General features: G+C 45.2%; 15 protein-coding genes. 3 read left to right on the top strand and 12 right to left on the bottom strand.

The annotated features are described in order from the left end of the window. Positions 1-2: 2 nt before the first annotated feature. The 10 genes from mtrA to fdxA form a co-directional block, all read right to left on the bottom strand. Positions 3-689 (bottom strand): MtrAB system response regulator MtrA, encoded by a 687-nt coding sequence (gene mtrA, locus AC9UGD_RS04735; protein WP_509570253.1) that lies wholly within the window; start codon positions 687-689, stop codon positions 3-5. After that, positions 689-1,996, bottom strand: coding sequence for an adenosylhomocysteinase (gene ahcY, locus AC9UGD_RS04730; RefSeq protein ID WP_509570250.1), 1,308 nt, complete (start codon positions 1,994-1,996; stop codon positions 689-691). Before ahcY ends, mtrA begins: the two co-directional genes overlap by 1 nt. A 104-nt stretch (positions 1,997-2,100) precedes the next feature. Next, a complete protein-coding gene (locus tag AC9UGD_RS04725; protein ID WP_509570247.1) occupies positions 2,101-3,456 on the bottom strand; it encodes a phosphomannomutase/phosphoglucomutase in 1,356 nt (451 codons plus the stop codon). Between the two features lie 3 nt (positions 3,457-3,459). Then, positions 3,460-3,831 carry a DUF3499 domain-containing protein gene (locus AC9UGD_RS04720; RefSeq protein WP_509570244.1) on the bottom strand — a complete coding sequence of 124 codons (372 nt, stop codon included), beginning with the start codon at positions 3,829-3,831 and terminating at the stop codon, positions 3,460-3,462. A 42-nt stretch (positions 3,832-3,873) separates the two neighbouring features. Beyond that, positions 3,874-5,178, bottom strand: coding sequence for a DUF5719 family protein (locus AC9UGD_RS04715; RefSeq protein ID WP_509570241.1), 1,305 nt, complete (start codon positions 5,176-5,178; stop codon positions 3,874-3,876). Continuing rightward, on the bottom strand, positions 5,175-8,219 hold the full coding sequence (locus AC9UGD_RS04710; protein ID WP_509570238.1) for a glycosyltransferase family 2 protein: 3,045 nt from the start codon (positions 8,217-8,219) through the stop codon (positions 5,175-5,177). Before AC9UGD_RS04710 ends, AC9UGD_RS04715 begins: the two co-directional genes overlap by 4 nt. A gap of 37 nt (positions 8,220-8,256) precedes the next feature. Beyond that, positions 8,257-8,478 (bottom strand): WhiB family transcriptional regulator, encoded by a 222-nt coding sequence (locus AC9UGD_RS04705; protein ID WP_445821606.1) that lies wholly within the window; start codon positions 8,476-8,478, stop codon positions 8,257-8,259. A gap of 211 nt (positions 8,479-8,689) precedes the next feature. Then, positions 8,690-9,649: a nucleotidyltransferase family protein gene (locus AC9UGD_RS04700; RefSeq protein WP_509570236.1), complete on the bottom strand. Its 960-nt coding sequence runs from the start codon at positions 9,647-9,649 to the stop codon at positions 8,690-8,692. 3 nt (positions 9,650-9,652) lie between these two features. After that, complete coding sequence (gene dapC / locus AC9UGD_RS04695) at positions 9,653-10,717, bottom strand: succinyldiaminopimelate transaminase (RefSeq protein WP_509570234.1); 1,065 nt, start codon at positions 10,715-10,717, stop codon at positions 9,653-9,655. Positions 10,718-10,720: 3 nt separating this feature from the next. Further along, positions 10,721-11,041, bottom strand: a complete 321-nt coding sequence (gene fdxA, locus AC9UGD_RS04690) for a ferredoxin (protein WP_509570231.1) — start codon at positions 11,039-11,041, stop codon at positions 10,721-10,723. A 99-nt stretch (positions 11,042-11,140) separates the two neighbouring features. Here fdxA and AC9UGD_RS04685 point away from each other — a divergent pair, with 99 nt between their 5' ends. Both AC9UGD_RS04685 and cysS read left to right on the top strand, forming a co-directional pair. Further along, positions 11,141-11,341 carry an LSm family protein gene (locus AC9UGD_RS04685; RefSeq protein WP_509570229.1) on the top strand — a complete coding sequence of 67 codons (201 nt, stop codon included), beginning with the start codon at positions 11,141-11,143 and terminating at the stop codon, positions 11,339-11,341. Continuing rightward, positions 11,338-12,684 carry a cysteine--tRNA ligase gene (gene cysS, locus AC9UGD_RS04680; protein WP_509570226.1) on the top strand — a complete coding sequence of 449 codons (1,347 nt, stop codon included), beginning with the start codon at positions 11,338-11,340 and terminating at the stop codon, positions 12,682-12,684. Before AC9UGD_RS04685 ends, cysS begins: the two co-directional genes overlap by 4 nt. Here the strand turns inward: cysS and AC9UGD_RS04675 are convergent. Further along, positions 12,681-12,992: a hypothetical protein gene (locus AC9UGD_RS04675; RefSeq protein WP_509570223.1), complete on the bottom strand. Its 312-nt coding sequence runs from the start codon at positions 12,990-12,992 to the stop codon at positions 12,681-12,683. The two genes, cysS and AC9UGD_RS04675, sit on opposite strands and share 4 nt — an antisense overlap. Beyond that, positions 12,992-13,858 carry an N-acetyl-1-D-myo-inositol-2-amino-2-deoxy-alpha-D-glucopyranoside deacetylase gene (gene mshB / locus AC9UGD_RS04670; RefSeq protein ID WP_509570220.1) on the bottom strand — a complete coding sequence of 289 codons (867 nt, stop codon included), beginning with the start codon at positions 13,856-13,858 and terminating at the stop codon, positions 12,992-12,994. Before mshB ends, AC9UGD_RS04675 begins: the two co-directional genes overlap by 1 nt. A gap of 30 nt (positions 13,859-13,888) precedes the next feature. Here mshB and AC9UGD_RS04665 point away from each other — a divergent pair, with 30 nt between their 5' ends. Then, the gene (locus tag AC9UGD_RS04665) at positions 13,889-14,500 is read left to right on the top strand and encodes a TetR/AcrR family transcriptional regulator (protein ID WP_509570218.1); all 612 of its coding nucleotides are present in this window, start codon (positions 13,889-13,891) and stop codon (positions 14,498-14,500) included. Positions 14,501-14,506: the final 6 nt, after the last annotated feature.

The raw sequence follows: 14,506 nt of genomic DNA, 5'->3' as shown, positions 1-14,506 counted from the left end.
GGTTAGGAACCGCCCATGACTCCTGCTTTGTAGCCAACACCGCGAATTGTGATGACAATTTCTGGGTGCTCGGCATCATGTTCTATCTTTGAACGTAGGCGCTGCACATGAACATTTACTAGTCTGGTATCTGTTGAATGGCGATAGCCCCATACTTCGCTGAGCAAAGCATCACGAGTGAACACTCGGCCTGGCTCTTTAGCCAATGCAACCAGTAAATCAAATTCAAGTCGAGTTAACGCAATTTGCTTACCTGCACGCAGAATCTGATGAGCTTGAACATCAATTGCTAAATCACCAATAGTTAATAGCCCGAGAACTTCAGCATTTGTTCGACGTAACCGTGTTCGAATTCGTGCAATTAGCTCGGATGGATGACGAAATGGTTTAACCATGTAATCGTCGGCACCTGCTTCTAAACCTTTCACAACATCTTGCGTGTCACCTTTAGCTGAAAGCATGACGATTGGAACCATGGATTCTGCGCGAATCAACTTACAAACTTCGATTCCATCGAGGCCAGGCAACATAACATCCAACAAAACTAAATCTGGTGGATTATTGCGGAAAACATCCATGACCTCGTCACCACGACTTACTAGATCCACGTCGATGCCGGCACCGGTTAAAACGATGCCAAGCATCTCCGCAAGATCCTGGTCGTCATCGACGACCATAACTAAGGTCATTAGCTACCGTGCTCCCAAGAGTTCAGGTACATATCTTGTGCGGGAGTTAGAACGTCAATACGACCACCCATACTGATTAACTTAAGTGAAGCAACTTCCTTATCAATATAAGTAGGAACTTCATGAACACCTGGCTTCAGGTTCTTTGCTTCCTTAACAAGGTACTCAGCTGTTAGTGCTTGATCAGAGAATGACATATCCATAACTGATGCTGGGTGGCCTTCTGCAGCGCCCAAGTTAACCAGGCGACCTTCTGCAAGTAGAAGTAGGCGACGACCGTCTGCCAATACATATTCATCAGTTTGGTGACGCATTTTTGCATTCTTTGTCTTTGCGTTCTGCTCTAGCCATGCAACATCGATTTCGATGTCAAAGTGGCCTGAGTTAGCCATAATTGCGCCATCCTTCATAACTGCAAAGTGTTCGTCACGCAATACATCGCGGTTACCAGTAACGGTAATAAACACATCGCCGACCGCTGCTGCATCTAGCATCGGCATTACTCGGAAGCCTTGCATCATTGCATCAAGTGCCTTTGTTGGATCAATTTCTGTGACGACTACATCAGCGCCCATTCCCTTAGCGCGTTCTGCAACGCCTTTACCGCAGTATCCAAAACCAGCCACAACAACAATACGACCTGCAAGCAGGAAGTTGGTTGCGCGGAAAACTGCGTCAAGAGTTGATTGACCTGTTCCGTAGCGGTTATCGAACATGTGCTTTGTGTCGGTGTCATTAACGGCGATCATTGGAAACTGAAGTGCTCCATCTTTTGCCATCTGGTTAAGACGGATTACGCCAGTTGTTGTTTCTTCACAACCACCTGTGATGCCTGGAATCAATTCTTTACGTGTTGTGTGAAGAGTGTTTACAAGATCGCAACCATCATCAAACACTTGGTGAGGGGCAATGTCTAGAGCAGCATTAATGTGCTTGTAGTAACCATCGCGGTCTACTGAATTTCGGGCGAATACAGAGATTCCGTATTCGTGTACAAGTGCTGCTGCAGTGTCATCTTGTGTCGATAGTGGGTTTGATGCACACAGTGCAATCTCTGCACCGCCGGCTTTTAGAACACGCATCAAGTTAGCTGTCTCGGTTGTTACGTGCATACATGCAGAAATACGTACACCTGCAAATGGTTGTGACTTTTCAAAGCGCTCACGGATTTGTGCAAGGACAGGCATGTTGCGCTCTGCCCATTCAATTTTCTTTTTACCTTCGGCAGCAAGTGATGCATCTGCAATGTCATGTGCTGGAAGAGTTGCTGTTACTGGAACGTTCACGTATATCTCCTTAAGTGGCATTCAAAGTGTTGTTTGGGTACCTAAGGCGTAGGGCTCTACAGTGCTAGGCGACTATGGGTAAAGATTACCGCCACACGCTTAAACTCTCTAATGGAAAACGGGAATTAGTCGCGGATAAGTGAGAGAACCGCATCACGCACGGACTCCATTTGAGCCTGTGTAGATGCCTCGACATTGAGTCGAAGCAGTGGCTCTGTATTTGATGGACGTAGATTAAACCACCAGGTATCCCCGTTAACTGTTAATCCATCCAGGTGATCGATTGTGACCTGATCTGATGTGTAACTCTTCTGAACAGTTTCGGTAGCAACTTTGGTATCTGCAACCTTTGAATTTATCTCACCGCTTATGACATAACGGTCATAGGGTGCAAGTAATGCTGACATTGTTGTGTCACTTTCACCTAGAGCTGCAATTGCATGCAATGCTGCAAGCGCTCCCGAATCTGCACGCCAAAACTCTTTAAAGTAGAAGTGGCCTGAGTGTTCGCCACCGAAAATAGCGCCACTATCAGCCATCATTTTCTTAATGTAAGAGTGACCAACACGACTACGTAATCCAACTCCACCATTTTCGTCAATAACTTCTTGGACAGTGCGGGATGATATTAAATTATAAATAATAGATGAGCCTGGGCGTTTGATTAATTCACGATGCGCGATCAATGAAGTCAATGCGGATGGATTAACTGCGACTCCTCGTTCATCAACCAAGAAGCAGCGATCTGCGTCCCCATCAAATGCCAATCCAAGATCAGCCTTCTGTTCAATCATTGCTTGCTTTAGATCGCTCAATGTACTTTCATCAAGCGGATTTGCCTCGTGATTAGGAAATGTGCCATCTAACTCAAAGTACATAGGAATGACTTCACAATTGAGTCGAGCAAAGATTGCAGGTGCGGTATGACCGGCCATTCCATTGCCTGCATCCACGATAATTTTGAGTGGACGAATATTTCTAATATCTACAAGAGTTAAAAGATGATCCACATATTCTTCAAGCATGTCACGCTGTTTTTCAACACCAACATTTCGCAGTGCGATCGGAGAGCCTTCGCGAACAAAGTTTTCAATTGTTGCTAGACCGGATTCTTTTCCAATTGGGCGGGCATCGCTTAAGCAAAGCTTTATTCCATTGTATTCAGCTGGATTATGGCTTGCCGTAAACATCGCGCCAGGCAATCCCAATTTTCCTGATGCGAAGTACAGCATGTCTGTTGAGGCAAGCCCAATACGAATTACATCCATGCCTAGCGAAGTAGCTCCTGCAGAAAACGCATCAGCTAATAAGGGTGATGATGGGCGCATATCTTCGCCGATAACAATTGTTCCGGGTTCTCTCTCGATTTGCAGAAAACGTGCAAATGCAACACCGGTTGCAAATGCGAAATCAACATCAATTTCAATATCAACTAAACCGCGAATGTCATAGGCTTTAAATATTTGGGCAAACTCGTTCACTAATTACTCCGAAGAAGGAACAGCGCGTAAATGACCACGACGACCAATGTGCTGTTGCGTCGATAAACCTTCAACAGGTGCACCTTCAACAATTTCTTTTTTAGCAACTTCGCGAACAGCATCTGCGATTGCCATTAAGTCATCTTCGGTTGGCCCCTGTGTCTGGCCATCAAGTTCTTGTTTTATGACATTCCAGCCGTGAGGAACTTTTAACCGTGCACCGTGAACTGCACAAAGATCGTATGCATGTGGCTCGGAATAAGTTGCGAGTGGACCAACAACAGCTGTTGATTCGGAGTACACATAGGTCAGCGTCATTGTTGCCTGAGATCTGCACCCTGCGCGTGAGCAGCCGCGACCACCTTGTGTTCTCATGTGTGAAAGATTAGTGGGAACAGGGTAAATATCTTGGGATTCTCAGGGATTTAGGACGCGAATATTTGAATCTGGTAATTCAATCTTTGTTAAAAGACTTCCTGAGGCTATTGGAAAGTACCCATACCCATTAATCGACGATACAAGAGCTCCTGCAAAGGTTTCGGGGCCCACTTTTGTAATCGTAAAAGACCGCGCTGCCTCTGGTGCTCGCCAAGTTGCGATGTCGATGCCTTTTATGTTTTTTCTTACAACTTTTCCATTGTTTAGTGTCACTTCTAGAGAGACGTTAATGCGCTCGCCGGTAAATGAAACGAGAGGAGTCAATCCAGTTATTGCAATTGTGAGTGGCACAAGCGCAGGAGCCGAAGTGCTCCAGACAAAGTCTTTTCTGCCAGAAAAAGTAACAGTGGACTTTACTGCTGCGACTACTGGTTCTGTTGACGTAATTCGAATTGCCATTATTGACGAAGTTATCGTTGGGGTTAATTGGAACTCAGATACTGTTCCGGCGCTGATAGTGCGTGAAGTTAATCCAACTGGAACAAAAACGCCATCGGCAGACAAAACTTCGGCGGTCACACTTGCATCCACATCGCCAGGGGTTAAGACTCTTAAAGTATGAGGTAAAGCTTTTGAATTCTTCACAATTTGATTCGGTATAGCGGGAATCATCACTGTCTTACTGGCACCTGATGCGAAATTAACGAGATCTCCACCAAGTGACCTTAATCCCTTGCCCTGCTCGTCAATCATAAAGGCATTAACTCGTCCCGAACGTGGTGCAACATGTACCGTTAAATTCTTATCGCCAGGAGTTAGAGAATCTACTGGAATGACCAGGTAGTTTTTCGAGACCACAGTAATTGTGCGAAGTGGTTGTTTCCCGTTTTCGGTAAAACTCTGCACATCAATGACTGCATCACTGAGCCCACTGTTAACTATGACTAAACGTCCTTTTGTTGTTATGTCAGCTGTCCCACCAACAAACCATTGAGAAGTTGCAGGACCGTTACATAATGCACCACCCGCCCAGCTAGAGGCTTTGCTTTGCCACACGACAGGAGTCACACCCTCAGAATCAAACACCAATGAATCTTTTTTAACAGGTAAGCGCAGGACTTTTACTGGCTCGGTTTTAGTCGTACGGTTTTGAAGTTTTTGAAAAGGTGTTTGCTTAGATGCAAGTGAAATTTGCGATGACAGGCCATTTAGAGTTGGCGGACAGACAACTGCTGGGTAACTTTCTGAGTAGCTCTTCGTGGTTACTGCGACTGAGAATAATCCGTCAAGGCCCAAGGCAATTACTAACGCCGCCAATAAACCGATTGATCTGCGAAATCTCATGCCAACTCCTCTTCGGAAATTTCACTCTTTCGGCGACCGGCAGGAAGTGCCATCACAAGTGCTACAACTAAGAAAATCAGTTGTAATGAAAGCCAGCCACGACGAACTGTTCCGTCATGCAGTAATGAAATCTCACCGGATTCTGTGACTTTAAATGTAGGCAATCCACGTTCATTATTCGTGCGCTCCAAACGATCACCATTTTGCAGGACCTGCCATGATCTGTTGGAGGTTTCCGTGAGAATCAAGGTTCCAGGACCCGGTACCAATGTGCGTGCACCATATTCGCCGGTTTCAAGAACCGATCGTTTTCCATCATTGGCAACAAATATCAGTCGCCCAGTTGACTGAGTGACTCTCCATACAACACCAAGTGATGTTGCAGATGTTCGAGTGAATCCACCAAGACCATCAATTGATCTAATGATTTCCTTTTTAAAGGGGTTCTTCACAAATACATACTTAATCCCGTAGTCAGCAAAGATCTCACTGCTTGCTATTCCAGTTCCATCAATTAAAGAACGTACCGCTTGGGCAATAGTGACATTTTCTTGCGGGGCGACATCGGTCTGACCTAAAGCAATGTCGTGTCCTCTAGAAATGTAATACTGAATTCTTTTCTCGTTTTCGCTTCCTACTTCTCGCAAAACTAAAATCTTGGTTTCAGTTTCAACACTCAAGAATGCCGGCATAACAGTGGCGCGATTTGCTTGAACTGCAGAGTTAGCGCCAATTGTTAAGTTGAATCCAACAGCCACAACCGCATAAGTTGCGGTTATAAAAATCAGAATGGCAGCTAAAAAATGTCGATAGTGAATGTGACTCAATATCAAAGTTTGGCGCAAACTATCTAGCAATACTGTTCCTGCCGCTACTGCAGCTAAGGTCACAATAGTGAGCACAGGGCCGGTCCAGACTTTTGCAGCGCCTTCACTTCCGCGAGTAGAAATTGACAGTGATCCGACCAATATCGCCAGAGAAAGAGCACCGATTCCATACTCGGCAATACCTCGCGCATGCGTTGAAGAGAATAAAGAAACGACTAATACCAACACAATAGGGCTGATCAACCACATCGGCACAGAACCAAGGCCACCCGGATTTCCGGTGAGGGTAGCAATTGCTCCACCTCCAGGGATTCGCAAACCTGGTTCTGTCAAGAATCTGCTGGGGTTTATTACTGCCTCAAAAGAGTATGGCGCATTAACAAAAAAGGGAATAAACACGAGTGCTGACCTTTTTGCCAAACGATCAAGCCACAAGACCCTATTTCGCGAGACAGAATATTCTTTGAAATTTTCAATAGAGATAACGACCGATGCGACTAAAGCAATTACAAAACTAATTAAGCTAAATGCATACAAGAATGCGAAAAGTAGCGAAACTGCAAATATCTTTCGCCAGCTGTACTTTTCTATAGCCCACCAATCATGAAGAATAATTGCAACAAGTGGCGCAAAAATCAGCAGAATTAAAGTGCCAATGTGGCCCGAGCTAACTGCTGCGATTGTTACTGGTGAAATTGCATAGAGAAATGCCGCTGGGATTGAGATCCAGTTATTACTTGTTAACTTCTTCAGCAATAGGAAGCCAGTCCACATAATCAATAGCGGTGCAATAAGGAAAAAGGTTGTAATGAAGAATTGAACTTTCCCCAATACCCCTAGTGAGGCAAGAGCGATAACAGCAACCCAGGGCGGAGTGGCTAAGGAGGAACCCATTCCGACTTGATGCCATGACTCGAAATATGTTCTCCATAAGTCGGTGGCTCCAGCTGGTGAGATCGCAAGAGCGCCACCGACTATTGCGCCTAAGCGATTTCTTGAATTAACTAGTGAAATAACTGCGATAGCCAAGAAGCCAATAACTTCTGGTCGCTTAAAGACAGTTAGCCAGCTAAAAGTATTAACTGGTGTTAATAAATCTTCATCATCGACAGAATCAAGGATCGATACTGGAATCGAATCATTGTCTGGAAATATCCTGCCACGAACATGTTCAAATATCCGCTCTGTCCCTAATCGAAGTTGTGACCAACGAGGCGGTATGTATGTAGCCACTACTCGCGCAGTAACAAATCTTTGTTTCTTGCGAATCTTGCGTGCTTCAAGAATCATACCGGGGCGCACAATTAGTGATGCAACCGCCAGAATCTCGTCGGATGCATAGCCAGGCAACTTAGCTAGTAAAAATCCAAGGGCGCGGGCAAGAGCAGATCCCAATAATTGAATAGCAATCCAAGGAATCATCCACCACGAAGAGTTTGCCAATAAAACGTAGGCTGCATTGCGTCGATCTAAAAGTAATGGGCGATGTAAAAAAGCCCCTGCAACATCGATCTGGCGTCGCTCAGTTGCTGATGCTTGTGCGTGAAATGCAACAGCATTAGTGGCTGCAAGAACTGAGTGTCCAGCAGTTCGTGCGCGCCACCCAAAATCAACATCATCACGGAACAATTCAAGGTTTGGATCAAGTCCACCAAGTTCTTCAAACACATCGCGACGAATTAACGCCCCTGCAGTACTGACAGCGAGCACATCATGAATGCCATCGTGCTGGCCTTGATCGTATTCCAATGGCTCTAGTCCAGTCCAACGTGCGCCATTACCAGCAATACTTATTCCAGCTTCTAGCAAGTGTGTTCGATCATGCCAGCCAAGTAATTTTGGTCCAACCATAACTACTTGTGGGCGATTATCGATTGCACTTAATAATTCTGCGAGCGCAGTTGGTGCTGGCGCGCAATCATCATGGATTAACCAAATCCATTCGTGGTCAATACGTTGTGGCAAATCTTTAACAGCAAAGGAAATTGCTTGTCCGAAACCTGTTTCACTATCCGTTACAACAAATGGGATGTTTGCAGATTTTAATAACTTTGTAGAAGCATCTTCTGATCCCGTATCGACGGCAGTTATCGCATCAATAGGTCGGGTCTGAGAAGTAAGTGCTGCAACAACTTGGGGTAACCACAGCGCCCCATTGTGAGAAACAAGAATTGCGGTTACTAGATGCTTATCTACATCGTTTAGGGAAGCCATAGAAACATCTCGCTATCTCCTAAGAGATGCAAAATCCTTAGGCGGTGCGACGCTTTAAGCGACGACGTTCGCGCTCTGATAATCCGCCCCAAATTCCGAAGCGTTCATCATGTGCAAGTGCGTATTCCAAACATTCTGCGCGGACATCACATGAAAGACATACGCGCTTTGCTTCGCGAGTAGATCCGCCTTTTTCTGGAAAGAATGCCTCTGGGTCGGTTTGCGCGCACAATGCACGTTCCTGCCATGAGAGCTCCATGTTCTCACCTGAAGCGAGTGTGATTGTTGGGCCTGACGTGGGGACTGGGGAGTTCTGGGCTGCGGGTTGAATCGGCATAACGTCGATGCTCCATTAGCTTTCGTTGTCTCATCCCTCGTGGAAAAGACGTTCTTAAGAGTGAATTACACGCTTGTAACTCGCTCATGTCAAGCCCAGGTTGGCCCTCTAGGTGACCATTTACGCTTGATTTCTAAGGAATCGGAAGAATTTCGCTATTTGTAACACACGAAGAGGCAATTTGTGCCCCATTTTCTACTTCAGCGCCTGTTGCGACAAATGAGTTGGCAATTTTTGCATTAGGAGCGATCACACAACCGGCCTCGATGATGGAGCTATCAATAACCGCTCCTGCCCCGACCGATGTATTGGATCCAATGCAGCTACCCCCAGTGATAACTGCGGTGGGATCAATTGTTGCTCCTGGCATTGCCAAAAATTCACCAGTTCGCTTTACGATATCGATCGAAGCCTTTAACAATGCTCGTGGTGTGCCAATATCTAACCAATATGCGGCTTCAATAAATCCAAAAACCTTAGCGTTGTTTGCAACTAACTGTGGAAATGTTTCACGTTCGACCGAGACAACAGTGTTCAGTGGAATTGTTGAAATCACTCGTGGATTAAAAACATAACAGCCAGCATTAATCTGATTTGTTACTGGAACTTCCATTTTTTCTAAAAATGCTGTCACACGGCCTTGGCTATCTGTTGGCACGCATCCAAATGCCCGTGCATCCTGCACTTGGGTTAAATGCAAGGTCACGTCGGCATCATGTGCTTCATGTTGGCGGATTTGTTCTGCCAAATTGTGAGAACTTAAAACATCGCCATTTAAAACAACCACTGATTGATCAGAATCAAGCTGCTGCGCTGCATTTCGAATTGCTCCGCCTGTTCCTAGTGGTTCTTTTTCAACGGCGTACTTTATTTTTATACCCCACTTTGAACCATCACCAAAGTAAGGAATAAAGACTTCAGAAAGGTATGAGGTTGCTAAGACTATTTCGGTGATTCCGGCAGCTTTTGCCATTGCAATTTGGTGTTCTGTTACCGGAATTCCAGCAACAGTCAGCATTGGTTTTGGTGTGTTTTTTGTTAATGGCATTAGACGGGTGCCGAAGCCGCCAACCAACAAAATCGCTACAGCCATTGGTTAAGCTTTTATACGTTCTGCAGCATCAGCAATTTGAACATCTGTTGCTGTCATCGCGATCCGAATATGCTGGGCCCCATGGCTTCCGTAGAAGGATCCGGGGGTCGCTAAGATTCCGCGATCTGCAAGCCATGACACACTGTGCCAAGCATCTTCATTGCGGGTACACCATAAATACAAACCTGCATTACTAAATTCAATTGCAAATCCAGCTGCCTCTAGAGCTGGTCGTAGCATTTCTTTTCGTGCGTTATAACGGGCACGTTGTTCGGCAACATGTTTGTCATCAGAAAGTGCAACGGTCATCGCTTTCTGCACAGGTAGTGGCACCATCATTCCGCCATGCTTTCGAATTTCTCGAATACGAGCGATTAATTGTGAATCACCAATCATGAAAGCTGCTCTATAACCAGCCATTGACGATCGTTTTGAAAGGGAATGAATTGCCAAAATATTTGTGTTGTCTCCCCCAGTATGAGAAAGCACGGAAACAGGTTGTGCTGTTTGAGCAAATTCTAAGTAACATTCATCCGAAACCAACACAGCATTATTTGTGCGCGACCATTCTATGCAGGCCTTAATTTCCGCATCACTATGAACACGTCCAGTTGGGTTAGATGGAGAGTTCAACCAGGCTAAATCTGCACTCGGCCAACTCTTTGCATCAATTTCAACCGTGATCGATTCAGCACCTGCTAACACTGCGCCAACATGGTAAGTCGGGTAAGCAATTTCAGGAATTAAAACTCTTTTAGATTCCACAATTGTTGGAAGCCAGGCAACTAATTCTTTCGATCCAATAAGTGGCAGAACATCAAAATCTCCAGTTGCCCCTAATCGTTCAGTTGCCCACTTCTTAATTGCCGCGCGAAGTTCGGGAGTTCCAGCTGTTACTGGGTAGCTTGGAGAGTTTGAGGCATCGCGAAATGCCTGTTGGATAAAATCAGGGGTCGCATCGACAGGGGTTCCTTGCGAAAGATCAATAATTCCTTGTGGATGAGATCGAGCAATATCTCCGTATGGTGCGAGTGCATCCCAGGGAAAATCTGGGAGCTGGCCGCGCAACGCTTACTCGCTCTTTGGTGGAAGTGCAGATACTGAAGCGTGATCAGTTCCTGTTGGACCGACCTTGCTTGCACCGCCTGGAGAACCGATTTCAATGAAAAACTCTGTATTTGCCTTACTAAAATCTTTCCACTGGCCCGGAACATCATCTTCATAATAAATGGCTTCGACCGGACACACTGGCTCGCACGCTCCACAATCGACGCATTCATCAGGCTGGATGTACAACATTCGTCCACCTTCATAGATGCAGTCCACAGGGCATTCTTCGATGCAGGATTTATCCTTTACATCGACGCAAGGTTCAGCGATCACATAGGTCACGAGTTGCCTCCAAATAATCTCTCATAATTGGTATCGCCGAATTGTAACTATAACTTCGGCCACAGCGCGATATTTCCCATCTCGGTTTATCCTGCTCTTATGGCAACCGAGCTAGAAACCGCTTTTGCCGCACTTATAGGCAAACGAGTAAGCATCCGGCTGCACGATCCAGAAGGTGGGTTTCGAGACATTCTCGGCTACTTGGAGTCTCCTACATCGCTACGCAATCGTCATGGGAATCTCATTGATTTTGCGTATGAACAAATTTTTGTCTGGCGTGAGGTTATAGAGCGCACATGAAGTTATATGACACTCAGTCAAGAGAGTTGAAGGAGATTGCGAGCACCAATGGCAATCTCTCGATGTATTGCTGTGGACCTACGGTCTATCGGGATGCGCATGTTGGGAACCTACGAACTTTCATGCTGGCGGATTTGATATCACGGGTATTTGTTCTCACAGGGATTAAGGTCACATTAATTCAAAACATCACCGATGTTGGGCACATGTCCGAAGACTTTGCCGAAGATGACAAGATTTTATCGCAAGCCACAATCGAGAAAGTCAGCCCGCTTGAAGTTGCTCGAAAATATGAGGATAAGTTTCACGAAGATTTGTCTTTGTTAAATATTGGAAAAGCTTTTGCATATCCGCGAGCAAGCGAAAGCATCGAATTAATGCAATCAATGATCGCCGAATTGATTCAAAAGGGATTTGCATATGTAGGTAGGGATAAAACTGTTTACTTTGATGCGCAGAAATTTGATGGATACGGTGACATCAGTGGAAATAAAATTGATTCACTAATACCAGGACACAGATTCGAATACCACAATGATGGTGCCAAAAAATTCCATGCCGACTGGGCACTGTGGAAAGCAGCTGGTGAACGCAGTGAAATGATTTGGGATTCACCATGGGGTCCAGGGTTTCCCGGATGGCACATCGAATGTTCTGCTATGTCCATGGAAATGCTTAATAAGCATGTTGCTGTGCATGTTGGCGGAATCGATTTACGTTTTCCACACCATGAAAATGAACGAGCACAATCTAATTCGATCATCGGCCGCGAGGCAGTTGATGTGTGGGTGCATGGAGAACATCTACTTTTCGAAGGTAGAAAAATGTCAAAAAGTAGCGGAAATGTTGTTTTGGTTAGGGACATCATCGCTCGCGGAATTGATCCTTTAGCTATTCGCCTATGTTTTCTAGAAAACCGATATCGATCTCAAATGGACCTAACATGGAACTCAATTAACGCTGCACATGAGACGTTAAAGCGTTGGCGAACAAAAATGTCTGAATGGGAACAATCCTTTGAAATCAATGTTGATTCTGAAATTGAAGCAGCATTTAACAACGACTTAGATACTCCAAAGGTAATTCTTCGTTTGCGTGAAATCGAAAAGAGCGACCTGCCAAATAAGCGCGGATTATTTATGTATGCAGATCAAGTCCTTGCTTTAGATCTTGATCGTCCGATCGCTGTTCGTCAATTAACCGAGCAGATGCAAACACTTCTAGATGAGCGCGCGAAAGCCCGAAGCGAGAAACGCTGGGCTGATAGTGATTCGTTGCGGGTGCAGTTAGAAACTCTTGGCTTGCAGGTAAAAGATACTTCTGATGGGCAAATCTGGTCTTAAAGTGGGGTTAATATGGCAATCACCACTGCGATAAATCCAAAGTTGATTAGAGAAACTCCAATTGCATCACCTTGAAGTAAATACTCTTCATTTAGTCCCGGAAATCCCGCACGCAAAACCACCAAACTCCATGCGACTGCAGCAATAAATCTAAAACTTCTACTGCCCCACATTCGCCCGACCGCCCAAATTCCTATGAATGTAGCTGCAATTGAGAGTACTAAGCCAACTGGCGGATACAAGCTATAAAGAAAAATAGAACTTGCACCTAATGCAGCACCAAAAATTAGTGAGTATAAATTACGCATTACAAAACTAAACCTGACGTTAAGTCAATTTCTCGACCATTGGAATCAAACGGGGCGCTTTTTGTGCCCTTTACTAGGGTGTAATACTCGTCTCCCCAAATCTGCATTCCTAGATTATTTGATAACGCAAAAAATGGACCATCTAATGCGATTTGAGTTTCGTGAGCTTTCATCGCCGCCATTTTTGAGTCAACGTAATCTGAACCATCAATCAAAGTCGTTACAAACTCATCATCTTTTGCAAATGGAACATCATCAATACTTTCTGCACCGAAGAAATCTGAGCCAATTTCCTTCATTTTTTCCATGCCTTGTGCGATTACAGATTTAGGGATTGTGTTCCAGTAAATCTTTTGAATCTGCCAGGTAGCTAGCTCTGATGCTCGCATGGCAACTCTGTGGGCCTGGATGTGATCAGGGTGACCGTACCCGCCGATCTCATCGTACGTAATCAAAATATGTGGTTTAACTTCTTCAATTACTTCAACAAGAATCATGGCTGTTTTGTCTAAATCAGCTTGCCAAAAAACATCCGGTCGATTATTTGGTTCTGTTCCCATCATGCCGCTATCTCGAAATTTGGTAGTGGGTGCTCCCAGAAAACGGAAATCTGAAATTCCAAGTGCTTTCATGGCAGCTGCAAGTTCAGTTTCTCTATGTAGGCCCAGCAAATCTTGATCAGTACTAGCTAGATGAGAAAGCCCCGGAACTAATACTTCGCCTTCTTCGCCACGTGTACAGGTCACAAGGGTTACTTGAGCCCCACGATCAGCATAAAGAGCCATCGTTGCGCCATTGTTGATGGTTTCGTCATCAGGATGCGCATGTACCAACAAGATTCGAATACCTTCATAAGGGCGGTTCATGATTGGCAATTCTGCCGTACGATTGCACCAATGAGTAACGTAGACACATCCAACAAGGCGCGTTTGCCTCGCGATGAGCGCCGAGCATTGTTGCTTTCAGCAGCTCTTGAAGTTTTCACTGCTGCTGGCTACCACTCTGCAGCGATGGATGAAATTGCCGATCGTGCAAATGTTTCAAAGCCGGTTTTGTACCAGCACTTCCCGTCAAAACTCGAGCTCTACTTAGCTGTCCTAGATTTGCATATCGATTCGTTGGTATTTGAAATTCAGAAGGCGATTGCATCAACTCCGGATAATAAGGATCGTGTGCATGCAACGGTGGATGCTTACTTTGCATTCATCGAAAAAGAAGGCGAGGCCTTTCGCTTACTTTTTGAAAGTGACATGAGTGTTGAACCACAAGTTCGCCAACGTTTAAACCGAATGACATACGACTGTGCAGCTGCAGCAAGTGCTGTAATTGCAATTGATACTGGCCTACCAAAAGAGGCATCAATGCTTTTGGGTGTTGGAATGATTGGTTATGCGCAAGTAACTGCTCGTCACTGGCTCGAACGAGATAGCAAACTGACTCGACAAGAAGCTGTGGAACTAGTTCACAACCTCATGTGGCGAGGCATTTCAGGTTTTCCGCGCAATTAATCCCGA

Origin of the sequence: Candidatus Planktophila sp., from assembly GCF_044232745.1 — a bacterium.
Taxonomy (GTDB): Bacteria; Actinomycetota; Actinomycetes; order Nanopelagicales; family Nanopelagicaceae; genus Planktophila.
This window is presented reverse-complemented; position numbering and strand designations above follow the sequence as displayed.